Raw genomic sequence first — 20690 nt, forward strand, 5'->3', positions numbered from 1 at the left:
TAAGGATTTCGTCGTGCCTTTGGCACTAGAAATCCAAACGTACAAAGCAAAAAAAGACTACCTTGCCTGGTAATCTTTTAAAGTATAATTAGATTTAATTTTTAAAGGGACAAAAGGGTATCCTAGCGATATGCTAGGATACATTAGAGCTAGACGACGTAGCCTTTTCCTACGCATTTCAAGCACTCTTTTGCCAAAAAAATTAGTTTAAATTCTTGTTGTATGTGTTGTTTAGTTGTGTGTGTATGTAGTATGTTATTGTTGTATGAAAAATTTTTATTAAACTAATTCTATAATAGCTGTTTCTGCACCATCACCTTTACGTGGTCCAACACGTAGAATACGAGTGTATCCACCGTTACGGTCAGCATATTTAGGTGCTACTTCTTCAAATAATTTTTTAAGAGCTAATTGACTCTTACCTTCTTCAGTTGCTACTGCAACAGGTTGGATGAATTTAGCTGCATTACGTCTTGCTGCTAGATCACCTTTTTTACCTAATGTAATCATTTTTTCTGCTAATGAACGAACTTCTTTCGCTCTTGTAACAGTTGTTTCAATTCTACCGTGTACTAGTAGAGCAGTTACTAAGTTTCTTAACATCGCTTTACGGTGAGCTGATGTACGTCCTAATTTTCTGTAACCCATTAGTGTGCCTCCTTGTTAGTATTATTCTTCTTTGAATCCTAGTTCTAACTCTTGAAGTTTAATTTTAACTTCTTCTAGAGATTTACGACCTAAGTTTCTTACTTTAATCATTTCTTGTTCTGTTTTGTTAGCTAATTCTTGTACTGTGTTAATTCCTGCACGTTTTAAGCAGTTGTAACTACGTACTGATAAGTCTAATTCTTCAATTGTCATTTCTAACATTTGAACTTTATTATCTTCTTCTTTAGCTACCAATATTTCAGCAGCTTTTGCTTCTTCAGACATTTCCATAAATAATTCTAAGTGCGAGATTAGAATTTTAGATGCTAATGCTAAAGCGTCGTTAGCTGTAATTGAACCATTAGTAGTAACGTCTAAGATAAGTTTATCAAAGTCAGTGCTTTGTCCTACCCTAGTTTTTTCTACTGTATAGTTAACTTTTGATACTGGTGTGTAAATTGAATCGATTGGAATAACTCCGATTGGTAAGTCACGCTTTTTGTTTCCATCAGCTGGTACAAATCCACGTCCTTTTCCAACGTAAATAATCATTTCAAATTGTCCACCTTCAGATACTGTTGCAATGTGTTGATCAGTATTTACTACTTCGATATCTGAATCGATAGCGATGTCTGCTGCTGTTACAACTGCAGGACCTTTAACACTGATTGATACTTGTTTTTCTTCTTCAGAATGAACTACAAACGCAATGTTCTTAACGTTCATAATGATTTCAGTAACATCTTCTACAACACCTTTAATTGCTTGGAATTCGTGTTGAACTCCTTCAATATCGATGCTTCTTGCTGCTGCTCCTGGTAATGATGAGATTAACATTCTTCTCAATGAATTACCTAATGTAGTTCCATAACCACGTTCAAGTGGCTCAACTACAAAGCGACCAAATCTTTTATCTGATGATTCTTCAATGATTTGAATTTTTGGTTTTTCTATTGCTAACATTATGTTAAACCTCCTAAATTTTGTCTATGTTATTATTATACACGACGACGTTTAGGTGGGCGACATCCATTGTGAGGAACTGGAGTTACGTCTTTGATTGATGTAACTTCTAATCCAGCAGATTGTAATGCACGAATAGCTGCTTCACGTCCTGCACCTGGACCTTTAACTGTTACATCTACATATTTCATTCCGTGTTCCATAGCTTGTTTAGCTGCTGCTTCACTTGCCATTTGTGCTGCGAATGGAGTAGATTTTCTAGAACCTTTGAATCCTAGTGCTCCTGCACTTGACCATGATACTGCATTACCATGTTCATCTGTAATTGTTACGATTGAGTTGTTGAATGTAGAACGAATGTGTGCAACACCATTTTGTATATTTTTTTTCACACGACGTTTACGTGATTGTTGTTTACGAGCCATAGTTGTGTTTCTCCTCCTATCCTAATTATTTTTTCTTGTTCGCAACTGTTTTCTTAGGACCTTTACGAGTACGAGAGTTGTTTTTAGTGTTTTGCCCTCTTACTGGAAGTCCACGACGGTGACGAATTCCTCTGTAACATCCGATTTCCATTAGACGTTTGATGTTTAATGAAACTTCACGACGTAAGTCACCTTCTGTTTTGTAGTTATCTACGATTTCACGAATTTTATCTAATTGATCTTCTGATAAGTCTTTAACTCTCACATCTTCAGAAACTCCAGCTTCTTTTAAGATTTTTTGAGAAGTTTTTAAACCTATACCATATACATAAGTTAGAGATATAACAACGCGTTTTTCACGTGGAATATCTACTCCTGCTATACGTGCCATTAAGTTTGCACCTCCTAATTAATTATCCTTGTTTTTGTTTATGTTTTGCGTTTTCGCAAATCACTAATACTTTACCACCACGACGAATTACTTTACATTTGTCACAGATTTTTTTTACTGATGGTCTTACTTTCATCGTTATTTCCTCCTTGAGTTTATAACTTACTTGAATCTATAAGTTATTCTACCTTTTGTCAGGTCATACGGACTCATTTCTACTGTAACTTTATCACCTGGTAAAATTCTTATATAATTCATTCTGATTTTTCCAGAAACATGAGCTAAAATAATATGACCATTTTCTAATTCTACTTTAAACATTGCATTCGGCAAGTTTTCTACTACTAAACCTTCTACTTCAATGACATCTTTTGCCATACTTTTCCTCCCTGACTATTTCAGTTTGTCTAATATATTTTGTACGTCTTGGAAAACTACTTTGATGTCTTGGTCACCATTAACATTTTCAACTACGCCTTCTTTTTGACTGTAGAAGTCTAAAAGAGGTTTTGTTTGTTTAATGTTAACTTCTAAGCGATTAGCAACTGTTTCTTCGTTGTCATCACTTCTTTGGTATAGTTCACCACCATCATTATCACAAACACCTTCAACTTTTGTAGGGTTGAAAAGTAAGTGATAAGTGTTTCCACATTGTTTACAGATTCTTCTACCTGTTAAACGAGGTAACAGAATAGCTGGATCTACATCGATATTTAGTACTTTATCGATTTTTCTATTAGTTTTTGCTAAAATTTGATCAAGGGCTTCAGCTTGTTCTACTGTTCTTGGAAAACCGTCAAGTAAAAAGCCTTCTTTTGCATCTTCTTGATTCAATCTTTCTTCAACTAATCCTATAGTTACACTGTCAGGAACAAGTTGTCCTTTATCAATATAACTTTTTGCTTCTTTTCCAAGCGGAGTCTCATTTTTAATAGCAGCTCTAAACATATCTCCAGTAGAAATATGCGGAATTGGATAATTCGCTTTAATTTGCTCTGCTTGAGTACCTTTACCCGCTCCTGGTAATCCCATTAAAATAATATTCATCATGATTATTTACCACCTTTTCGTCCTGTAATGAAACTTCTATAGTTCTTCTCTGTTAATTGAGTATTAAGTTGTTTAACTGTCTCTAGCGCTACACTGACAACAATTATTAAACTTGTACCACCAATTTGAACAGATGCTGGTAATTTAGCAATGCTTGTGAATATTGTTGGAAGAACCGAAACAGCTGCTAGGAATATTGAACCTACAAACGTTAGTCTGTATAAAATACCTGTAATGTATTGTTCAGTTTTTTTACCTGGTCTAACCCCTGGAACAAAACTTCCTTGTTTTCTTAAATTATCAGCCATTTTTTCTGGGTTAACTTGCACCATTACATAGAAGTAACAGAACGCAATAATTAATACTACGTATAATGTTAATCCTAGAACATGACTGAAATCGAAATATGATACAATTTTTTGTAACTTTTCGTTATTAGGTGCGAATATCGCAATAGTTCTAGGTAATTGTAAGAATGCGATAGCGAAGATTACTGGGATAACCCCGGCACTGTTCACTTTAAGAGGCAAGTAAGTTGATCTTGCTCCTAACATTCTACGACCTGCTCTCGCTTGAGAGTATTGAATAGGAATTTTACGAATTGCTTCTTGCATGTAAACAACAGCAGCAACAATTCCTATAACAATGATTGCTACAATAACAATTTTTAAAATTGCTAATGCAAGGTTTTCAGCATCTTTAATTTGAGATTCATATACTTGAATGAATTCCATTGGTAAACGAGCGATAATACCCGCTAAGATAATGATAGAGACACCATTACCTACACCATATTGTGATATCTGATCCCCTAGCCATAGTAATAACGCTGTACCAGCAGTTAATACTAAAGCTACTGTTATGAATCCTATAACTGATGTGTCTTTAATTAATCCTTGGTAAGCATTATTAAATCCATAAGACATAATAAGCGATTGGATAAATGCTAAGACAATAGCTAAGACTCTTGTTAATTTTTGTGTTTTCTTATGTCCTACTTCACCTTGTTTTGACCACTCAGTTAATGTAGGAATAACATCCATTTGCATAAGTTGAATTACGATAGATGCTGTAATGTATGGCATGATACCCATAGCGAATACAGAAAACTGTTGTAAAGCCCCTCCTGCAAATGTATTAAATATTCCGAATAGTCCAGATGCATCTTGACTTTTAAGAACATCTGCATCTACTCCAGGTATCGGTAAGTAAGAACCGATACGGAATAGGAATATACCAAATAAGGTAAATAAAATTTTGTTACGAGTTTCTTTAACTTTAAATAGATTTAGTGATGCACTAAACATATATTATAGCACCTCGCAAACTCCTCCAGCTGCTTCGATAGCTTCTTTTGCTGAAGATGAGAATTTGTGAGCTTGTACAGTTAATTTTTTCTCTAATTTACCGTTAGCTAATACTTTAACACCTGAAAGTTCTTTTTTAATAACTTTAGTTTCTAATAATAGAGCAGGTGATACTACAGTACCATCTTCAAATTTATTTAAGTCGTTAAGATTTACAACTGCAAATTCTTTTCTGTTTACATTGTTAAATCCACGTTTTGGAATACGTCTGAATAATGGGTTTTGTCCACCTTCAAATCCTGGGCGAACTCCACCACCACTACGTGCTTTTTGTCCTTTTTGACCACGTCCTGAAGTTTTACCATTTCCTGATCCAATCCCACGACCTACTCTGTTACGCTCTTTACGAGAACCTTCAACTGGTTGTAATTCATGTAATTTCATTTAGACTAGCACCTCCTTGTATTAATAATTCTTATTTTTCTTCTACTGTTACTAAGTGTGAAACTTTGTTGATCATTCCACGAATCGCAGCGTTATCTTTGTGTTCTACTGTTTGGTGCATTTTTTTAAGACCAAGAGCTTCAACAACTTTTCTTTGATTCTTTGGACGACCAATAGTACTACGAGTTAGGGTTACTTTTAATGTCATGTTCTTTTCCCTCCTCTTATCCTAATAATTCTTCCACAGATTTACCACGTAAAGCTGCTACGTGTTCTACTGTTTGTAATCTTGTTAATCCTTCGATTGTAGCACGAACCATGTTAACTGGTGTGTTTGAACCTAGAGATTTTGATAAGATATTTGAAATACCTGATAATTCTAATACGGCACGAACTGGTCCACCAGCGATAACCCCTGTACCAGGTGCAGCTGGTTTAATTAATACTGAACCTGCTCCAAATTGTCCGATGATTTCGTGAGGTATTGTTCCATTAACTACTGGTACAGTAATTAAGTTATGTTTAGCAGCTTCAACTGCTTTTCTGATTGCATCTGGTACTTCTTGAGCTTTACCTGTACCAAATCCTACGCGACCATTTTTGTCACCAACAACTACTAAAGCAGAGAAACGGAAACGACGTCCACCTTTAACAACTTTAGCTACACGGCGAATGGCAACTACGCGTTCTTCAAATTCTTTTTTGATTTCTTCTTGACGCATCTACTTATTTCCCTCCTTATTAGAATACAAGTCCGTTTTCACGTGCTGCTTCAGCTAATGCTTTAACACGTCCGTGATATAGGTATCCTCCACGGTCGAAAACAACTTTTTCAATTCCTTTAGTTTTAGCTACTTCTGCGATTAATTTTCCAACTTCTTTAGCTGCTTCTACACTTGATTTAGAAACGTTTTCAAGTTTTAATGAAGAAGCTGATGCTAATGTAACACCTTTAGTGTCATCAATAATTTGTGCGTAAATGTTTGTGTTTGAACGGTATACGTTTAAACGTGGAACTTCTGTAGTTCCTTGAACTTTAACACGTACTCTTGCGTGTCTTTTTTTACGAACTTTATTTTTATCAAGTTTCGTAATCATATTTGAAACACTCCTTTCTGTTATCTATTATTTACCAGTTTTTCCTTCTTTACGGCGAACATATTCACCAACGTAGCGAATACCTTTACCTTTATAAGGTTCTGGAGGACGTACTGCACGAACTTTAGCTGCATATTGTCCTACTACTTCTTTGTTAATACCTTCGATACTAACTTTAGTGTTTCCTTCAACACCTAATTTAATTCCATCGATTTCTTCGAATTCAACTGGGTGAGAGTATCCAACACTTAGTACTAATTTTTTACCTTGCATTTGAGCACGGTATCCAACCCCGATTAATTCAAGTTCTTTTTTGAATCCAGTTGATACACCTTCAACCATGTTTGCTAAGATAGCACGAGTTGTTCCGTGTACTGTACGGTGACGTTTAGAGTCAGATGGACGTACTACTGTGATTTCACTTCCTTCAATGTTGAAAGTCATGTCTTTATCAAATTGTTGTTTTAATTCACCTTTAGGTCCTTTAACTGTTGCGAAGTTATCAACGATGTTAACTTCAACCCCTGCAGGTACTGTAATAACTTTATTACCTATACGTGACATTTAATTGGCACCTCCTTATAATATTACCAGATGTAAGCTAATACTTCTCCACCTGTGTTATTTTTACGAGCAACTTTATCAGTTACAACTCCAGTTGAAGTTGATACGATTGCTATTCCTAGTCCGTTTAATACTCTTGGCAGTTCATCTGCTTTAGCGTATACACGTAAACCAGGTTTTGAAATTCTTTTAATTCCTTTAATTACTCTTTCACCTTTTGAGTATTTAAGAGTAAGTTTAAGTTTTCCTTGTTTGTTGTCTTCGATGTATTCTACATCTTTAATGAAACCTTCTTGTTTTAAGATTTCTGCAATTTGCTTTTTAATATTTGACGCAGGTAATTCTAATGTTTCGTGTTTAACCATGTTAGCATTACGAATACGTGTTAGCATATCTGCGATAGGATCTGTCATTGTCATTAGGATAAATCCTCCTTTCTTCTACTAATATATTACCAACTTGCTTTTTTAACTCCAGGAATTTGTCCTTTGTAAGCTAATTCACGGAATTTAATACGGCTGATTCCAAATTTTCCAATGTATCCGTGAGGACGTCCAGTAATGCTACAACGATTGTGTAGACGAGCTGGAGCTGAGTTTTTTGGAAGTTTGCTAAGTCCGATGTAATCACCTTTAGCTTTTAATTCCGCTCTTTTAGCTGCATACTTGTCAACTAATTTTTGGCGTTTTAATTCACGCTCTACCATTGCTTTTTTAGCCATGTGTCTTTTACCTCACCTTTCTTATTTTGCGAATGGCATTCCACATTGTGTTAATAACTCACGAGCTTCTTCATCAGTGTTAGCTGTAGTTACTATAACGATGTCCATACCACGTACTTTACTTACTTTATCGTAATCAATTTCAGGGAAAATTAATTGTTCTTTAACACCTAGTGTGTAGTTACCACGACCATCGAATGCTTTTTTAGAAACACCGTGGAAGTCACGTACACGTGGAAGTGCTACAGTTACTAATTTATCGAAGAATTCATACATTCTTTCTCCACGTAAAGTAACTTTAGCCCCGATAGGCATACCTTCACGAAGTCTGTAAGTAGCGATTGATTTTTTAGCTCTTGTTACTAATGGTTTTTGACCAGAAATTAAAGCTAATTCTGCTACTGCGTTGTCTAGGGCTTTAGAGTTTTGCACAGCATCACCTACACCCATGTTAATTACGATTTTTTCAATTTTTGGTACTTGCATTACACTGCTGTACTCAAATTTTGTCATTAATTCTTTTGTTATCTCAGATTTAAATTTATCTTCTAAACGAGCCATCTAAAATAGTGCCTCCTTTCTTCAACTATTATTATATTTCTTTTCCTGATTTTACTGCGATACGTACTTTCTTACCATCTTTTGTTTCGAAACGTACTCTTGTCGCTTTTCCAGTTTCAGGATCTTGTAACATTACGTTTGATACGTGAATTGCTGCTTCTTTTTCAACGATTCCACCTTGAGGTGCATCTTGAGAATTCTTAACGTGTTTTTTAATGATGTTAACACCTTCTACAACAACACGATCTTTTTTAGGTTGAGCTTCGATTACTGTACCAACTTTACCTTTGTCTTTACCAGTAATTACTACAACTTTATCACCTTTTTTAATGAACATTTCTTGTTAACCTCCTTCTTTACTGTACTTTTTATATTATAATACTTCTGGAGCTAGTGATACGATTTTCATGTAGTTACCGTCTCTTAATTCACGAGCAACTGGTCCGAAAATACGTGTACCACGTGGGCTCTTATCATCACGGATAATTACACAAGCATTTTCATCAAATTTAATATATGAACCGTCGTTACGACGAGCTCCTGTTTTTGTACGAACGATTACGGCTTTAACTACTTCACCTTTTTTAACAACTCCACCTGGTGTTGCTTTTTTAACAGAACATACAATTACGTCACCAATGTTAGCAACTTTGCGTCCTGAACCACCTAGAACTTTAATTGTTAAAACTTCTTTTGCTCCTGAGTTATCAGCCACTTTTAAGCGTGTTTCTTGTTGAATCATGCGCTTTTTGCCTCCTTCTTAGGGTTTATCCTAGTTTTATTAGATTATAACTGCTTCTTCTACTACTTCTACTAAACGGAAGTTTTTAGTTGCAGATAATGGACGAGTTTCCATTATTTTAACGATATCATTTAATTTAGCAACATTGTTTTCATCATGTGCTTTGAATTTTTTAGAATATTTAACACGTTTACCGTATAGAGGGTGTTTTTTGTAAGTTTCTACTAAAACTGTGATTGTTTTGTCCATTTTATCAGAAACTACTTTTCCAACGTAAACTTTTCTATCATTTCTCTCAGTCATGTTTGCCTCCTATATTATTTATTCGCTAATTCTCTTTCGCGAATAACAGTTTTCATACGAGCGATTGATTTTCTAACTTGACTAATACGAGCTGTATTTTCTAATTGACCAGTTGCCAATTGGAAGCGTAAGTTGAAAAGCTCTTCTTTTAATTCTTTGATTTTTGTTTCTAACTCTTGTGAAGTTAATTCTCTAATCATTGATTTGAATTCATTTGTTTTCATTATGCTTCACCACCTGTTTCTTCACGTTTTACAAATTTACATTTAACAGGTAACTTGTGAGATGCAAGTCTTAGAGCTTCACGTGCAACTTCTTCACTTACTCCAGCAACTTCGAACATCACTCTACCTGGTTTAACGATTGCAACCCATCCTTCTACTGCACCTTTACCAGATCCCATACGAACTTCTAATGGTTTTTTAGTGTAAGGCATGTGAGGGAAGATCTTAATCCAAACTTTACCACCACGTTTCATATAACGAGTCATCGCTATACGAGCAGCTTCTATTTGACGAGAAGTAACTCTTGCTGCAGTAGTAGCTTGTAATCCAAATTCACCGAAATCTACTACGTTTCCGCCTTTAGATTTACCTTTTGTTGATTGTCTGTGTTGACGACGATATTTAACACGTTTAGGCATTAACATAAATTAGTTACCTCCTTTTTCAGATTTTCTAGTTGGTAATACTTCACCACGGTTAATCCAAACTTTAACTCCAAGTTTACCATATGTAGTATCTGCTTCTTCGTGAGCGTAGTCGATGTCTGCTCTTAATGTGTGTAGTGGCACTGAACCTTCTGAGTAGTGTTCTGCACGAGCGATATCTGCTCCACCAAGACGTCCTGATACTTGAGTTTTAATTCCTTTAGCTCCTGCTCTCATAGCTCTTTGGATAGCTTGTTTTTGAGCACGACGGAATGATACACGAGCTTCTAATTGACGAGCAATGTTTTCAGCTACTAATTTAGCGTCGATATCAACTTTTTTGATTTCAACTACATTAATGTGTACTCTTTTTCCAGTTAATTTGTTTAATTCTAATCTTAATTTATCGATTTCAGAACCACCTTTACCGATAACCATACCTGGTTTACCAGTGTGTACTGAAATGTTTACTTTCTTATCAAATCTTTCAATTTCTACTTTAGAAACTGAAGCGTCTTTTAATTGTTTACTGATGAACTCACGGATTTTGAAATCTTCGTGTAAGTTAGCAGCGAAATCTTTCTCCGCATACCATTTTGAATCCCAATCACGAATAACTCCAACACGTAAGCCTATTGGATGTACTTTTTGACCCACAGTTTGTAGCCTCCTTTAACTAGTTTAGCTTTTATAATTTCTTAATTTTTATTATTTGTTATCACTTAAAACGATAGTGATGTGACTTGTTCTTTTGTTGATTGAACTTGCAGCACCTTTTGCTCTTGGACGGAATCTTTTAAGAGTTGGTCCTTCATTTGCAAATGCTTGTGATACTACTAAGTCTTCTACATTCATTCCATAGTTGTGTTCAGCGTTAGCAGCAGCTGATTTAATAACTTTAGCTACTGGTAAAGAAGCTGATTTAGTTGTGAATTCTAAAATTCCTAATGCTTCGCCCACTTTTTTCCCACGTACTAAGTCTAATACTAGTCTTACTTTACGAGGAGCGATGCGGACTGTCTTAGCGATTGCTTTTGACTCCATGAATGTGCCTCCTTGATTTTACTAATTTCTAAATTATCTTCTTGTTTTTCTGTCGTCTGCAACGTGACCTTTGTAAGTTCTTGTTGGTGCAAACTCACCTAATTTGTGTCCTACCATATCTTCAGTCACATATACAGGTACATGTTTTCTTCCGTCATATACTGCAAAAGTAAGTCCTATGAATGTTGGGAAGATTGTTGAACGACGAGACCAAGTTTTAATTACTTGTTTCTTTTCTTGTTCGTTCATTTTTTCAACTTTTGCTAATAAGTGGTGATCAGCGAATGGTCCTTTTTTTAAACTACGAGCCATTGTGTTATCTCCTTTCCGATACTTTGCATACTTAAGGCTTTGGTAAAGAGCACTTGCTCCTCACCAACTAACCTTTGTTTAAATTTATTATTTAGTTCTAGCACGTACGATAAATTTGTTTGAACGAGCTTTTTTAGAACGAGTTTTCTTACCAAGAGTAGGTTTACCCCATGGTGACATTGGTGATTTACGTCCGATTGAAGTACGTCCTTCACCACCACCGTGTGGGTGATCGTTCGGGTTCATAACAGATCCACGTACAGTTGGTCTTTTACCTAACCAACGAGTTCTACCGGCTTTACCGATATTTACTAGTCCGTGTTGTTCGTTACCAACTTCACCGATTGTAGCACGGCAAGTTGCTAAGATCATTCTTACTTCTCCTGATTTAAGACGTACTAATACGTATTTACCTTCTTTACCAAGTACTTGAGCACTTGCTCCAGCAGAACGTACTAATTGTCCACCTTTACCAGGTTTAAGTTCGATGTTGTGAATTAATGTCCCTACAGGGATATTTGCTAGTGGTAATGCATTACCAACTTTAATATCAGCAGTTTCACCAGATACTACGATTTGTCCTACTTTAAGTTCTTTAGGAGCGATGATGTATCTTTTTTCTCCATCTACATAGTGTAATAGAGCGATGTTCGCTGAACGGTTTGGATCGTACTCGATAGTAGCAACTTTTGCTGGTACGTTGTCTTTATTTCTCTTGAAGTCAATAATACGGTATTGTTTCTTGTGTCCTCCACCGTGGTGACGAACAGTGATTTTACCTTGGTTATTTCTTCCCGCTTTTTTCGGTAGCGGCGCTAATAATGACTTTTCTGGTTTGTTAGTTGTAATTTCCGCGAAATCTAATGACGTCATGTTACGACGACCGTTAGTTATAGCTTTATATACTTTAATTGCCATTTGTCATTTTTCCTCCTTAATGGTATTTGTTATTCTTAAGCGAATAATCCTTCGATTGTTTGTCCTTCTGCTAACTTAACGATAGCTTTTCTACGTTTGTTAGTGTAACCACCGTATCTTCCAACACGACGGAATTTTGGTTTGTAGTTCATTACGTTTACTTTCTCAACTTTAACTCCGAAGATTTCTTCGATAGCTTGTTTAATTTGAGTTTTGTGAGCGCGTGTGTCTACTAGGAAAGTGTATTTATTTTCTTGCATTAATAAATAACTTTTTTCAGTTAGTACTGGGCGTTTGATAATATCGCGTGCTTCCATTATGCTAATACCTCCCCAACTTTTTCTACTGCATCTTTAGTGAATACAACTTTGTTGCTTCCTAAGATGTCTAATACGTTAAGACCAGTTGTTTCTACGAATTCAACTCCTGGAATATTTCTTCCTGATAAAACAGTATTTTCTTCTAGTTCAGTAACTACGAATAATACTTTTTTCTCTAGGCTAAGGTTTGATAACATTTCTTTAAAGTTTTTAGTTTTAATTGTATCAAATGATAAGCTTTCTAATGCAAATACTTCGTTAGCTGCTACTTTAGAAGATAAAGCAGAACGTAATGCTAAACGACGCATTTTACGAGGCATTTTGAAGCTGTAGCTACGTGGTGTAGGTCCGAATACAATTCCACCTCCACGCCATTGTGGTGAACGGATAGATCCTTGACGAGCACGACCTGTTCCTTTTTGACGCCATGGTTTGCGACCACCACCTGAAACTTCAGAACGTCCTTTTGTTTTGTGTGTACCTTGACGAAGTGATGCTCTTTGTAAAGTTACAGCTTGGAATAAAACGTGTTGATTTGGTTCAATTCCGAATACTGCTTCATTAGCTTCAACTGCACCAACTTTAGTACCGTCTTGTTTAAATAAATCTAATTGTGGCATTATCTAATTTCCTCCTTCCGTATATTTTCCGATTATTTACCAGATTTAACTGCTGATTGGATTTTTACGAAGCTTTTCTTAGATCCTGGAATACATCCTTTAACTAGGATTAATCCATTTTCTACATCTACGCTTACGATTTCTAAGTTTTGAGTAGTAACTGTAACTCCACCCATTTGACCTGGTAATGCTTTACCTTTAAATACACGGTTAGGTGCTACAGGTCCCATTGACCCAGGACGACGGTGGTAACGAGAACCGTGAGCCATTGGTCCGCGGCTTTGTCCATGACGCTTGATTGCCCCTTGGAATCCTTTACCTTTACTTACTCCTGTTACGTCAACTAAGTCCCCTGCTGCAAAAATATCAACTTGGACTTCTTGACCTACTTCATAATTAGCAACTTCTGCATCTCTGATTTCGCGTACGAAACGTTTTGGAGCAGTGTTTGCTTTATCTGCGTGACCTTGTTCAGGTTTGTTCGCAACTTTTACTAAACGGTCTTTACGTTCTTTATCGTAAGGGCGTTTGTCGTCGAATCCTAATTGGATTGCGTTGTATCCTTCAACTTCTTCTGTTTTCTTTTGTAATACGACGTTACCTTTCGCTTCAACTACTGTTACTGGAATTAATTCTCCATTTTCAGCGAAGATTTGAGTCATACCTACTTTTCTTCCTAAGATACCTTTGGTCATCGAAAGTCACCTCCTATAATTATAATTTTAATTCGATGTCAACACCTGATGGTAAGTTTAAGCTGATTAAAGCGTCAACTGTTTTTTGTGTTGGTTCAATAATATCGATTAGGCGTTTGTGTGTACGTTGTTCGAATTGTTCACGGCTATCTTTGTAAATGTGAACTGAACGTAAGATTGTGTATACTGCTTTTTCCGTTGGTAATGGAATTGGTCCAGAAACTTTTGCTCCAGAACGTTTTGCAGTTTCAACAATTTTCTCTGCACTTTGATCTACTAATCTGTGATCATATCCTTTAAGACGAATACGAATTTTTTGTTTTGCCATCATTTCTCCTCCTATACATTTATTCGCCGCTATCTAGTAGCGACTTCTCCACGAAAGTTCTCCAGCACGCCATGCCATGGCAAAGCGGCCGGGCGTGTCAGTAACCTTTCGCTTCAACGCAAGTCTTTTGCAAGACCAACATTTATTATTATACATGGTTAAAGCATATAATGCAAGAGTTTTGACGAAAAAATTTTAAAAAAATTTATGAATATGTTTTCTATTTTTTTATTCATTTTTCTCTTGCTAAAATAATCTATATTATATAGAAGAAATAATTTATTTTCTTCACCAAAAATAAAAAAACTTAGAGTTTTTTGACCCTAAGTTTTTCATTTATTTATTTTATTTTAACGGTAAAATATTATATTGTATTTCTAAATCAGAAGATAATAAGTGAGATACTTTACAACGTAGTTTAATATTATCTAGTACACCTTGTCTATCTCCAGAAGCTAGTTGCTCTTCTGTTCTATCTACATGAACATTAGCTACAATTTTTCTATTATCGTAATCAACAACCAATTCAGTTTCAATTACTAAATCTACTAATTCGTATGCTCTGAAGAAATATCCTTTTGCACACATACTAATGCATCCATTGTATGCTGTAGCAAATAGATCCATTGGACCATCTTTACTTTCTTCTATAAACATTTTATATTCTCCACCAAGCGGTGTAGTTGCATGTGAAGTAAATCCTTCTTTAATTTTTAAATTAGACGTATACATAACTGTCTCCCTTTGTATATTCGATTTTAAGATTTCTCTTAATAATTTTATTATACTCCTCTGATTAGTTTTTGTATACTATTTATTCTCAACAATTTCTTTAATTGTTTCAACTAAATCTACATCTTTATATTTATAATCCACTCCTGTGAAGTCCATATGTTTTGTAATATCATTTGTTTGTAGGATTAATGTTGCTCCTGAGGCTACTGCCCCTAAAGCACCTGGACGTGAGTCTTCTATAGCTATAGAATTATTTATGTTTGCACCTAACTTCTCAGCAGCTAGCAAATAAATATCTGGAGCAGGTTTCGGATTACTTACTTCCGCTTTTGTTGTAATAGCAGAAATATATTTCTCAAAACCTTTTCTTTGTAGCCCAGTTTCTATATGCTCTCTCTTCCCATTTGATGCAACTGCCATCTTAATTCCTTTGTTATACAGATATTCCATAAGTTCTGCAATTCCTGGTAATACTGGAGCATTATGATAATTATCTAGAATACGCTTTGTAATCTCCGCTTCGAAATCATCATAATCTTCACTCGACATACCATATTTTTCTTTATAATATCTTTTACTTGTTTCTTCATTCGTTCCAGAAACATTTTGAATGTAATCCATCTTATCAAGTTTTTGACCTAGTACCTCTTTAGTTAGATCTCTCATATTTTCATAGTACACTTTCTCTGTGTCTACAATAGTTCCATCAAAATCAAATATTACCGCTTCTAATTTTTCCACTTTATTTCTCCTTTTTTATACATATATTTACTATTTTATAATGTATTTCCTAAAATTCAAAATGATTTGGACGAAATAAAGAGCAACTTTGAAACTGAAACTTCAAATTTCACATAGTTGCTCCTTTTTATATTTTTGATATTTATAGAAAAAGTACCATTATATTATTCAAATCTTACTAATTTTTCAGCCTTAATTCTTACAGACGGTCTTCCATCTTTTTCTTTTTTACCTAATGCGATTAGCATCACAGGCACTAAGTTTTCTTCTAACTCAAATAGTTCAGCTACTTTATCTCTCATAAATCCACCAATAATATTAGTGTCATACCCCTTAGCATAAGCTATATTAGTAAATTGCATCGTCCATAATCCGCAATCAAAGTAAACACCTTCTCTACTTTTATCAACTGGGATTTTTTCTAATTGAGGGACCATACCTTTTTCAAAGCCATCTTTGACTTCTTGAGTCATATAACCTTTTTCTACAGCTTCCCCATATATCTCATCAAACTTATTATAGTAGTTCAAATCTCCTAGTACGATAATCATCGCTGCAGAAGTGTCATTTTGAATTTTATTGTAGTTAGCACTACCTAACTTCTCTTTTCCTTCCGGAGTATCTACAACGATATATCTCCAAGGTTGTAAGTTACAAGATGAAGGAGCAATATTTGCTTCATCTAACATCTCTATAATTTCTTCACGTTTAATTTTAACATCAGCATCAAAATACTTAACTGATTTTCTTCCTTTTATCACTTCAAAAAACTCTGGACTTTTCTTACCTAATAGTGCATTAAAAAAGTTTCTCACTTATCTTCTCCTTCTACAAATTTTTTCTTCTTATATTCTCTATATAAAATTACCTTCTGATTTTAAACAACTTGTAAATTATACTATACTTGATAATTTCTATCAACTAATACAACTTGCAATATAAAAATTAAACAAGTAGCTAATAGTATTTCAATCAGCTACTTGCTTTAATCAATAATTTTATATCGTAATGATAATGTGTTCCTTTTACACATAATCGAATTTTCCATTATAAAATTTATCATAATTCTCTATTTCCCTAATAATATATCCAAGATCATCTGTGGTTTAGTTACCATAAGAAGATGATCTGACTCCTCTATTTGCGTATAATTCATCCCTATTAACTTGAAGTAAGAAAAAACTGAAACTTTATTAAACACAGTCCTACTTCTTTTTAATAGTTCTAAATTATCTACCCCCGCATACAAAGATAAATAATCATACTCTGTTTGCGAGCTCGGCCTTACCATATATTCACTACCTTCTTTTATGAGTTTTTTAAGAATTAACTCCACTAAAAACTCATCCCTCATCTCTTCTACACTAAGTGTCTTTGATAGATATTCTTCTTTACTAGTGAACTTTATCTCTGGTTCAAAATATGTTTTTAACACCGATTCAGGAGGTATAGGTTCTAAGCCCTCGATGATGATTAAATTAACGCCATCAAGGTATTCACTAAAAATCTCTAAACCGTTAAGTAAAACGACCGTACCATAAGAAGCAGTTACAATATAACCTCCTCTTTTTACTTGTGTCATTTTATTTAATAGTACCTGCTCAATTTCTTTTTTTGATATAGATTTAAAACTCTCTTCGGTAAATTCAATAAAATCAAAGGTTTGGTCTGGTATATTTTCTAAGACTCTCGCCCAAATACATCTATCCCAACCTAGTGGATTAATAAACAAGATATCTGTCATAGTAATCATCCTTTCAAATATCTATACTAAAATCCTAATTCGTCACCAAAATCCTCTAATTTATTTACAAGTATCGCCCCCTCTTTAATGTACTCGTTCATTGCATAACTCATCTTATCGCCAAATTTCCCCGGTAGGCAGAATACATCAGAACCTACATCTAGGGCGAAATCCACCGTTCTCTGTGTACCACTCCTTTTCGCTGCCTCAGTTACTAATAAAGCACTAGAAAGACCAGCGACAATCCTATTTCGTTCTAAAAACTTATATTTTCTTATAGGCGAAGTTGGAAAATACTCAGATATAATAAGATGGTTTCGTTCTAGCTCCTTATAGAGCTTATAACTTTGTTCCGGATAAATAATGTTGTGCCCATGAGCTATTACACCAATAGTGTACCCTTTACTTTTTAAAGCTCCCTCATGAGCAAGGCTATCAACACCTGTAGCAAGACCACTTACTATCACAAAATTATTCATCGTTAAATACGGTATTATACTCTCGAGAGCTTCTTTTGAATATGAAGTATTATTTCTACTACCTACTATAGAGATTTTTCTCCTAAACAACAGCAGATCCTTGTTACCTCTATAAAAGATAACGTACGGATAATCATAAACCCTAAAAAGCTCCTTAGGATAATAAATATCATCACAAAACATATACTTCACATTATAAAATTCAAAATAACTCTCGAAATCAAACTCCATATTATTATGAAGTTTGGTATAGATTTCCTCAGCATTACTTCCAAAATATACAGCTAACTCTGGTATAGATAAATCTAAAATCTTCTCTATACCATTTAAATCATTAAATACCCTATGTAATTTAAGAGTAGTAACCTTCTCAATTGCTACTAATGAAAGTAGCACTCTTTTTTGTTCTTCTGTAAAATTTCCACTATACTCCCACATAGCTTTATCCTCTTACTTGTCATTTTCTACTAACAAAGTATAATAAGTTTTGAATACTTTTAAGAAAATTTCCCCTTGTTGAATATTATTTATATAAATACTATCTTTAAATTCTATAATATTACTCATTATTCTTATAAGTTCAGAATAACTTTTACCTTCTTTATAAAATCTATACATTAATCCTTGCCAATAGACAAGCGGCGTTCTAATAAGCACCTGCTCTAACATGTTAACACCAATTACTTCAGGAATATTATTCAACTCTATATGTTGATTATAAAACATGCTTAAAACTTTATTTTTCACAGTCTTATCAAACTTAATTTGTTCATAGACATAATTCTCAACATCTGATGGATATAATTTCGACGTTAAATCTTTGTCCAGTAGTTTTAAATCAAGTGGTACATCAAACTCATCAATACTTAATGAAGTTTTTATACAAACAGCATTTCGTTTTTTTAGATTATGAGCCCAGATTTGATAGAATTCAAATCTTTTGTTTATATTATCCCAACCGTAGAAGAATACTTTCCCTTGATAATAATTCAAAAAATTATCCACAAATGGCGAATATCTAATATAACTTATACCATCGTAACTTTTTAATTCTTTTATAAATTTGTTTGTATCAATTAACCAAATTAGCTTTAAGCCAGCCCTCATATACCCTCTCGTTCTAGCTTTAATAAGGTCAAAAGGAATAACTGATCTTTGATACTCAAAAGCAATGCTATTATCTTTAATAAATACATCAGCTATTTGAATATCATTTCTTTCCCCTGTTTTAAAAATATGTTCGACTTCCACATTACGATATTTTTTTCTGAAATGCTCGTAAAGATCTTTCTTCGCTTCTAAATGCTCACTACTCTCCTTCTTATAAGTTTCAAACTCACAAGAACAATTTTTAGCATGAGCAAAATGTGATTGAATCTTCACTCCCTTTTTGAAAATTACTTTCCCCCCACATATCGGACAGTGATACTCCTTATTTTTTTCTATATCCTTATCCAATGCATTAAAAACTTCGTCTTTACTATCGTATGCTACGTACATAATGTTTCTCCTCTTTTTTTCTGTACTACACTTTCAAACTACTTCTAACACCTCTTATTCAATTGTCAATTTACTTTAGATACCTATATTTTCTATAAACAGAATCATCTACTTCTACTTCTATAAAATTCGTAAGATCCATCCACGTAATCTCATTTTCATGATTATCACTGTCTACTAAGTAAATCTTACTACCTTTCTTACATAAGTAAAAGTTTTTCTGTCTGTCATACATCCCTTGCATAAAGTCCATATCCTCTTCTAACGAAAAGTCAAGACATCTTTTATACCAAGGTACCTTCGCATGTTTTTTTACCTCTACTACATGATCGTATTTACTTGCGTTCATAATATCTCCTCCTTCATAATTTTCCCCTTTATTAAACTTATATTACCTTTTACAAACTAAAAGCTCCAAATCTATCGTAATTTCTTTTAGTTTATCTATATCAGCATCTGTGATAACTTTAGAAAATGTTAAAGGTGTCATTTTTAGAAAACTCGCTGCTTGAGCCTGTGTTAATTCAAATGTATCACTCACCGTTATCCTCTCCACGATAGTACAATTCTCCTCGATCAAACTCACAGTATCACTATTCGTATATTCCTTACCACCGATCAATTCTCTAATTTCTCTTAGATAATTAGCATTCGGAATAACCTTAATCAAATATCCTTCATCTCCAAGCACTCTGAAAAATTCTTCATAATTCGCTGGTGTTAATATGTTCAAGATGCACGAAACACTACCATCTTTAAACGGGAGATTAGCTAAGTTAGCGACCATGTACGGATTTAACTTATCCTCTCTAACAGCTAACTCTATCGCGTCCTTGCTATTATCTAGACCATAAAAATATTTCTCAGGAAATACCGTCTTTAACTTCTTGATGTAATAACCTTCTCCACACCCGATATCCAGCACAATATCTCTAGCATATTTTTCAACTAAATTTTGGATATTTTTTAAAACATTCACATAAAAATCATTACCAAAAACTTCACTACGAGCTATAAACAACTCTTCACTATATTTTGTAGGCTTATAATTATTTATTAAATGGATATATCCTTTTTTAGAAAAATCATAACGATGATTATTACTACAAACCAAGCTAATATTCTCTATACAAGATTCTGATAAACACTTTGGACAAAGGTATATTTTTTCTTGATTAAACTTCTTTATTACATTCTCTATCTTCATTAAAACGCCTCTATACTTTCTAAGTTTATTGTATCAAATTTTTTAAAATATTGGTAGCAAAATACAGCTAAAATATTAGAAAATTTCATCTTTTTCAGTTTTCTTCTAAACTTTATTTTTATTAGCTAATTACCGATTTCATTCCACTATTTTTAAATAAAAAATGACGACAGTTTCCTAC

Annotated in this window: 37 protein-coding genes; all 37 read right to left on the bottom strand. The window is 34.2% G+C overall.

Features of this window, described 5'->3' with window-relative positions:
* Positions 1-279 precede the first annotated feature (279 nt).
* Positions 280-648 (bottom strand): 50S ribosomal protein L17, encoded by a 369-nt coding sequence (rplQ, locus tag O3801_RS03430; RefSeq protein WP_003144119.1) that lies wholly within the window; start codon positions 646-648, stop codon positions 280-282.
* Positions 649-669: 21 nt separating this feature from the next.
* Positions 670-1611 (bottom strand): DNA-directed RNA polymerase subunit alpha, encoded by a 942-nt coding sequence (locus O3801_RS03435; protein ID WP_003144079.1) that lies wholly within the window; start codon positions 1609-1611, stop codon positions 670-672.
* A gap of 35 nt (positions 1612-1646) precedes the next feature.
* On the bottom strand, positions 1647-2036 hold the full coding sequence (rpsK, locus tag O3801_RS03440; protein WP_003144405.1) for a 30S ribosomal protein S11: 390 nt from the start codon (positions 2034-2036) through the stop codon (positions 1647-1649).
* 25 nt (positions 2037-2061) lie between these two features.
* Positions 2062-2427 (bottom strand): 30S ribosomal protein S13, encoded by a 366-nt coding sequence (rpsM, locus tag O3801_RS03445; protein WP_060914797.1) that lies wholly within the window; start codon positions 2425-2427, stop codon positions 2062-2064.
* Positions 2428-2449: 22 nt separating this feature from the next.
* On the bottom strand, positions 2450-2563 hold the full coding sequence (gene rpmJ / locus O3801_RS03450) for a 50S ribosomal protein L36 (protein WP_003144208.1): 114 nt from the start codon (positions 2561-2563) through the stop codon (positions 2450-2452).
* 26 nt (positions 2564-2589) lie between these two features.
* On the bottom strand, positions 2590-2805 hold the full coding sequence (gene infA, locus O3801_RS03455) for a translation initiation factor IF-1 (protein WP_003144387.1): 216 nt from the start codon (positions 2803-2805) through the stop codon (positions 2590-2592).
* 15 nt (positions 2806-2820) lie between these two features.
* The gene (locus O3801_RS03460; RefSeq protein WP_294683240.1) at positions 2821-3474 is read right to left on the bottom strand and encodes an adenylate kinase; all 654 of its coding nucleotides are present in this window, start codon (positions 3472-3474) and stop codon (positions 2821-2823) included.
* A 5-nt stretch (positions 3475-3479) separates the two neighbouring features.
* On the bottom strand, positions 3480-4784 hold the full coding sequence (gene secY, locus O3801_RS03465; protein ID WP_294683203.1) for a preprotein translocase subunit SecY: 1305 nt from the start codon (positions 4782-4784) through the stop codon (positions 3480-3482).
* A gap of 3 nt (positions 4785-4787) precedes the next feature.
* Positions 4788-5228, bottom strand: a complete 441-nt coding sequence (gene rplO, locus O3801_RS03470; protein ID WP_003147635.1) for a 50S ribosomal protein L15 — start codon at positions 5226-5228, stop codon at positions 4788-4790.
* A gap of 31 nt (positions 5229-5259) precedes the next feature.
* Positions 5260-5436 (bottom strand): 50S ribosomal protein L30, encoded by a 177-nt coding sequence (rpmD, locus tag O3801_RS03475; RefSeq protein ID WP_003144406.1) that lies wholly within the window; start codon positions 5434-5436, stop codon positions 5260-5262.
* 16 nt (positions 5437-5452) lie between these two features.
* Positions 5453-5950 carry a 30S ribosomal protein S5 gene (gene rpsE / locus O3801_RS03480; protein WP_003144191.1) on the bottom strand — a complete coding sequence of 166 codons (498 nt, stop codon included), beginning with the start codon at positions 5948-5950 and terminating at the stop codon, positions 5453-5455.
* A 19-nt stretch (positions 5951-5969) separates the two neighbouring features.
* Positions 5970-6326: a 50S ribosomal protein L18 gene (gene rplR / locus O3801_RS03485; RefSeq protein ID WP_003147634.1), complete on the bottom strand. Its 357-nt coding sequence runs from the start codon at positions 6324-6326 to the stop codon at positions 5970-5972.
* 27 nt (positions 6327-6353) lie between these two features.
* Positions 6354-6890 carry a 50S ribosomal protein L6 gene (gene rplF, locus O3801_RS03490; protein WP_294683201.1) on the bottom strand — a complete coding sequence of 179 codons (537 nt, stop codon included), beginning with the start codon at positions 6888-6890 and terminating at the stop codon, positions 6354-6356.
* Between the two features lie 23 nt (positions 6891-6913).
* The gene (rpsH, locus tag O3801_RS03495; protein ID WP_060914795.1) at positions 6914-7309 is read right to left on the bottom strand and encodes a 30S ribosomal protein S8; all 396 of its coding nucleotides are present in this window, start codon (positions 7307-7309) and stop codon (positions 6914-6916) included.
* Positions 7310-7341: 32 nt separating this feature from the next.
* Positions 7342-7611 carry a 30S ribosomal protein S14 gene (gene rpsN / locus O3801_RS03500; RefSeq protein ID WP_003144337.1) on the bottom strand — a complete coding sequence of 90 codons (270 nt, stop codon included), beginning with the start codon at positions 7609-7611 and terminating at the stop codon, positions 7342-7344.
* 21 nt (positions 7612-7632) lie between these two features.
* The gene (rplE, locus tag O3801_RS03505) at positions 7633-8172 is read right to left on the bottom strand and encodes a 50S ribosomal protein L5 (RefSeq protein WP_003144426.1); all 540 of its coding nucleotides are present in this window, start codon (positions 8170-8172) and stop codon (positions 7633-7635) included.
* Positions 8173-8203: 31 nt separating this feature from the next.
* The gene (gene rplX, locus O3801_RS03510) at positions 8204-8509 is read right to left on the bottom strand and encodes a 50S ribosomal protein L24 (protein WP_003144415.1); all 306 of its coding nucleotides are present in this window, start codon (positions 8507-8509) and stop codon (positions 8204-8206) included.
* Positions 8510-8545: 36 nt separating this feature from the next.
* Positions 8546-8914, bottom strand: coding sequence for a 50S ribosomal protein L14 (gene rplN / locus O3801_RS03515; protein ID WP_003144098.1), 369 nt, complete (start codon positions 8912-8914; stop codon positions 8546-8548).
* A gap of 39 nt (positions 8915-8953) precedes the next feature.
* A complete protein-coding gene (gene rpsQ / locus O3801_RS03520; RefSeq protein ID WP_003144356.1) occupies positions 8954-9217 on the bottom strand; it encodes a 30S ribosomal protein S17 in 264 nt (87 codons plus the stop codon).
* 14 nt (positions 9218-9231) lie between these two features.
* The gene (gene rpmC / locus O3801_RS03525; protein ID WP_003144404.1) at positions 9232-9441 is read right to left on the bottom strand and encodes a 50S ribosomal protein L29; all 210 of its coding nucleotides are present in this window, start codon (positions 9439-9441) and stop codon (positions 9232-9234) included.
* On the bottom strand, positions 9441-9866 hold the full coding sequence (rplP, locus tag O3801_RS03530; protein WP_003144099.1) for a 50S ribosomal protein L16: 426 nt from the start codon (positions 9864-9866) through the stop codon (positions 9441-9443). Before rplP ends, rpmC begins: the two co-directional genes overlap by 1 nt.
* A gap of 3 nt (positions 9867-9869) precedes the next feature.
* The gene (gene rpsC, locus O3801_RS03535) at positions 9870-10523 is read right to left on the bottom strand and encodes a 30S ribosomal protein S3 (RefSeq protein WP_003144348.1); all 654 of its coding nucleotides are present in this window, start codon (positions 10521-10523) and stop codon (positions 9870-9872) included.
* Between the two features lie 51 nt (positions 10524-10574).
* The gene (gene rplV / locus O3801_RS03540; protein WP_003144105.1) at positions 10575-10910 is read right to left on the bottom strand and encodes a 50S ribosomal protein L22; all 336 of its coding nucleotides are present in this window, start codon (positions 10908-10910) and stop codon (positions 10575-10577) included.
* Positions 10911-10943: 33 nt separating this feature from the next.
* The gene (gene rpsS / locus O3801_RS03545; protein ID WP_003144310.1) at positions 10944-11222 is read right to left on the bottom strand and encodes a 30S ribosomal protein S19; all 279 of its coding nucleotides are present in this window, start codon (positions 11220-11222) and stop codon (positions 10944-10946) included.
* A gap of 87 nt (positions 11223-11309) precedes the next feature.
* Positions 11310-12140, bottom strand: a complete 831-nt coding sequence (gene rplB / locus O3801_RS03550) for a 50S ribosomal protein L2 (RefSeq protein ID WP_294683200.1) — start codon at positions 12138-12140, stop codon at positions 11310-11312.
* 35 nt (positions 12141-12175) lie between these two features.
* The gene (gene rplW / locus O3801_RS03555) at positions 12176-12457 is read right to left on the bottom strand and encodes a 50S ribosomal protein L23 (protein ID WP_003144216.1); all 282 of its coding nucleotides are present in this window, start codon (positions 12455-12457) and stop codon (positions 12176-12178) included.
* Positions 12457-13080, bottom strand: coding sequence for a 50S ribosomal protein L4 (gene rplD, locus O3801_RS03560; protein ID WP_048802796.1), 624 nt, complete (start codon positions 13078-13080; stop codon positions 12457-12459). The genes rplW and rplD overlap by 1 nt, the downstream gene beginning before the upstream one ends.
* A 32-nt stretch (positions 13081-13112) precedes the next feature.
* Positions 13113-13775, bottom strand: a complete 663-nt coding sequence (rplC, locus tag O3801_RS03565) for a 50S ribosomal protein L3 (RefSeq protein ID WP_003144195.1) — start codon at positions 13773-13775, stop codon at positions 13113-13115.
* Positions 13776-13794: 19 nt separating this feature from the next.
* Positions 13795-14103, bottom strand: coding sequence for a 30S ribosomal protein S10 (gene rpsJ / locus O3801_RS03570; protein WP_003147624.1), 309 nt, complete (start codon positions 14101-14103; stop codon positions 13795-13797).
* A 345-nt stretch (positions 14104-14448) separates the two neighbouring features.
* Positions 14449-14835: an OsmC family protein gene (locus O3801_RS03575; RefSeq protein ID WP_314395699.1), complete on the bottom strand. Its 387-nt coding sequence runs from the start codon at positions 14833-14835 to the stop codon at positions 14449-14451.
* Between the two features lie 78 nt (positions 14836-14913).
* Complete coding sequence (locus tag O3801_RS03580) at positions 14914-15579, bottom strand: HAD family hydrolase (protein WP_371454066.1); 666 nt, start codon at positions 15577-15579, stop codon at positions 14914-14916.
* A 164-nt stretch (positions 15580-15743) separates the two neighbouring features.
* The gene (locus O3801_RS03585; RefSeq protein WP_371454067.1) at positions 15744-16394 is read right to left on the bottom strand and encodes a nitroreductase family protein; all 651 of its coding nucleotides are present in this window, start codon (positions 16392-16394) and stop codon (positions 15744-15746) included.
* Between the two features lie 254 nt (positions 16395-16648).
* Positions 16649-17323 (bottom strand): hypothetical protein, encoded by a 675-nt coding sequence (locus O3801_RS03590; protein ID WP_371454068.1) that lies wholly within the window; start codon positions 17321-17323, stop codon positions 16649-16651.
* 26 nt (positions 17324-17349) lie between these two features.
* Positions 17350-18240: a DNA-processing protein DprA gene (dprA, locus tag O3801_RS03595; RefSeq protein ID WP_371454069.1), complete on the bottom strand. Its 891-nt coding sequence runs from the start codon at positions 18238-18240 to the stop codon at positions 17350-17352.
* Positions 18241-18252: 12 nt separating this feature from the next.
* Positions 18253-19302 carry a competence protein CoiA gene (locus tag O3801_RS03600; protein ID WP_371454070.1) on the bottom strand — a complete coding sequence of 350 codons (1050 nt, stop codon included), beginning with the start codon at positions 19300-19302 and terminating at the stop codon, positions 18253-18255.
* Between the two features lie 70 nt (positions 19303-19372).
* Entirely contained in the window at positions 19373-19651 is a 279-nt protein-coding gene (locus O3801_RS03605; RefSeq protein ID WP_371454071.1) for a hypothetical protein, read from the bottom strand.
* Positions 19652-19693: 42 nt separating this feature from the next.
* Positions 19694-20509 carry a methyltransferase domain-containing protein gene (locus tag O3801_RS03610; RefSeq protein WP_371454072.1) on the bottom strand — a complete coding sequence of 272 codons (816 nt, stop codon included), beginning with the start codon at positions 20507-20509 and terminating at the stop codon, positions 19694-19696.
* Between the last annotated feature and the right edge of the window lie 181 nt (positions 20510-20690).

The sequence above is a fragment of the Gemella sp. 27098_8_149 genome (genome assembly GCF_041433745.1).
In the GTDB taxonomy this organism is placed as follows: domain Bacteria; phylum Bacillota; class Bacilli; order Staphylococcales; family Gemellaceae; genus Gemella.

What these genes read in the sequence shown, in the direction of transcription:
- rplQ (WP_003144119.1), bottom strand. Translation starts at nt 648, where the DNA reads ATGGGTTACAGAAAATTAGGACGTACATCAGCTCACCGTAAAGCGATG.
- O3801_RS03435 (WP_003144079.1), bottom strand. Translation starts at nt 1,611, where the DNA reads ATGTTAGCAATAGAAAAACCAAAAATTCAAATCATTGAAGAATCATCA.
- rpsK (WP_003144405.1), bottom strand. Translation starts at nt 2,036, where the DNA reads ATGGCTCGTAAACAACAATCACGTAAACGTCGTGTGAAAAAAAATATA.
- rpsM (WP_060914797.1), bottom strand. Translation starts at nt 2,427, where the DNA reads ATGGCACGTATAGCAGGAGTAGATATTCCACGTGAAAAACGCGTTGTT.
- rpmJ (WP_003144208.1), bottom strand. Translation starts at nt 2,563, where the DNA reads ATGAAAGTAAGACCATCAGTAAAAAAAATCTGTGACAAATGTAAAGTA.
- infA (WP_003144387.1), bottom strand. Translation starts at nt 2,805, where the DNA reads ATGGCAAAAGATGTCATTGAAGTAGAAGGTTTAGTAGTAGAAAACTTG.
- O3801_RS03460 (WP_294683240.1), bottom strand. Translation starts at nt 3,474, where the DNA reads ATGAATATTATTTTAATGGGATTACCAGGAGCGGGTAAAGGTACTCAA.
- secY (WP_294683203.1), bottom strand. Translation starts at nt 4,784, where the DNA reads ATGTTTAGTGCATCACTAAATCTATTTAAAGTTAAAGAAACTCGTAAC.
- rplO (WP_003147635.1), bottom strand. Translation starts at nt 5,228, where the DNA reads ATGAAATTACATGAATTACAACCAGTTGAAGGTTCTCGTAAAGAGCGT.
- rpmD (WP_003144406.1), bottom strand. Translation starts at nt 5,436, where the DNA reads ATGACATTAAAAGTAACCCTAACTCGTAGTACTATTGGTCGTCCAAAG.
- rpsE (WP_003144191.1), bottom strand. Translation starts at nt 5,950, where the DNA reads ATGCGTCAAGAAGAAATCAAAAAAGAATTTGAAGAACGCGTAGTTGCC.
- rplR (WP_003147634.1), bottom strand. Translation starts at nt 6,326, where the DNA reads ATGATTACGAAACTTGATAAAAATAAAGTTCGTAAAAAAAGACACGCA.
- rplF (WP_294683201.1), bottom strand. Translation starts at nt 6,890, where the DNA reads ATGTCACGTATAGGTAATAAAGTTATTACAGTACCTGCAGGGGTTGAA.
- rpsH (WP_060914795.1), bottom strand. Translation starts at nt 7,309, where the DNA reads ATGACAATGACAGATCCTATCGCAGATATGCTAACACGTATTCGTAAT.
- rpsN (WP_003144337.1), bottom strand. Translation starts at nt 7,611, where the DNA reads ATGGCTAAAAAAGCAATGGTAGAGCGTGAATTAAAACGCCAAAAATTA.
- rplE (WP_003144426.1), bottom strand. Translation starts at nt 8,172, where the DNA reads ATGGCTCGTTTAGAAGATAAATTTAAATCTGAGATAACAAAAGAATTA.
- rplX (WP_003144415.1), bottom strand. Translation starts at nt 8,509, where the DNA reads ATGTTCATTAAAAAAGGTGATAAAGTTGTAGTAATTACTGGTAAAGAC.
- rplN (WP_003144098.1), bottom strand. Translation starts at nt 8,914, where the DNA reads ATGATTCAACAAGAAACACGCTTAAAAGTGGCTGATAACTCAGGAGCA.
- rpsQ (WP_003144356.1), bottom strand. Translation starts at nt 9,217, where the DNA reads ATGACTGAGAGAAATGATAGAAAAGTTTACGTTGGAAAAGTAGTTTCT.
- rpmC (WP_003144404.1), bottom strand. Translation starts at nt 9,441, where the DNA reads ATGAAAACAAATGAATTCAAATCAATGATTAGAGAATTAACTTCACAA.
- rplP (WP_003144099.1), bottom strand. Translation starts at nt 9,866, where the DNA reads ATGTTAATGCCTAAACGTGTTAAATATCGTCGTCAACACAGACAATCA.
- rplV (WP_003144105.1), bottom strand. Translation starts at nt 10,910, where the DNA reads ATGGAGTCAAAAGCAATCGCTAAGACAGTCCGCATCGCTCCTCGTAAA.
- rpsS (WP_003144310.1), bottom strand. Translation starts at nt 11,222, where the DNA reads ATGGCTCGTAGTTTAAAAAAAGGACCATTCGCTGATCACCACTTATTA.
- rplB (WP_294683200.1), bottom strand. Translation starts at nt 12,140, where the DNA reads ATGGCAATTAAAGTATATAAAGCTATAACTAACGGTCGTCGTAACATG.
- rplW (WP_003144216.1), bottom strand. Translation starts at nt 12,457, where the DNA reads ATGGAAGCACGCGATATTATCAAACGCCCAGTACTAACTGAAAAAAGT.
- rplD (WP_048802796.1), bottom strand. Translation starts at nt 13,080, where the DNA reads ATGCCACAATTAGATTTATTTAAACAAGACGGTACTAAAGTTGGTGCA.
- rplC (WP_003144195.1), bottom strand. Translation starts at nt 13,775, where the DNA reads ATGACCAAAGGTATCTTAGGAAGAAAAGTAGGTATGACTCAAATCTTC.
- rpsJ (WP_003147624.1), bottom strand. Translation starts at nt 14,103, where the DNA reads ATGGCAAAACAAAAAATTCGTATTCGTCTTAAAGGATATGATCACAGA.
- O3801_RS03575 (WP_314395699.1), bottom strand. Translation starts at nt 14,835, where the DNA reads ATGTATACGTCTAATTTAAAAATTAAAGAAGGATTTACTTCACATGCA.
- O3801_RS03590 (WP_371454068.1), bottom strand. Translation starts at nt 17,323, where the DNA reads ATGACAGATATCTTGTTTATTAATCCACTAGGTTGGGATAGATGTATT.
- dprA (WP_371454069.1), bottom strand. Translation starts at nt 18,240, where the DNA reads ATGTGGGAGTATAGTGGAAATTTTACAGAAGAACAAAAAAGAGTGCTA.
- O3801_RS03600 (WP_371454070.1), bottom strand. Translation starts at nt 19,302, where the DNA reads ATGTACGTAGCATACGATAGTAAAGACGAAGTTTTTAATGCATTGGAT.
- O3801_RS03605 (WP_371454071.1), bottom strand. Translation starts at nt 19,651, where the DNA reads ATGAACGCAAGTAAATACGATCATGTAGTAGAGGTAAAAAAACATGCG.
- O3801_RS03610 (WP_371454072.1), bottom strand. Translation starts at nt 20,509, where the DNA reads ATGAAGATAGAGAATGTAATAAAGAAGTTTAATCAAGAAAAAATATAC.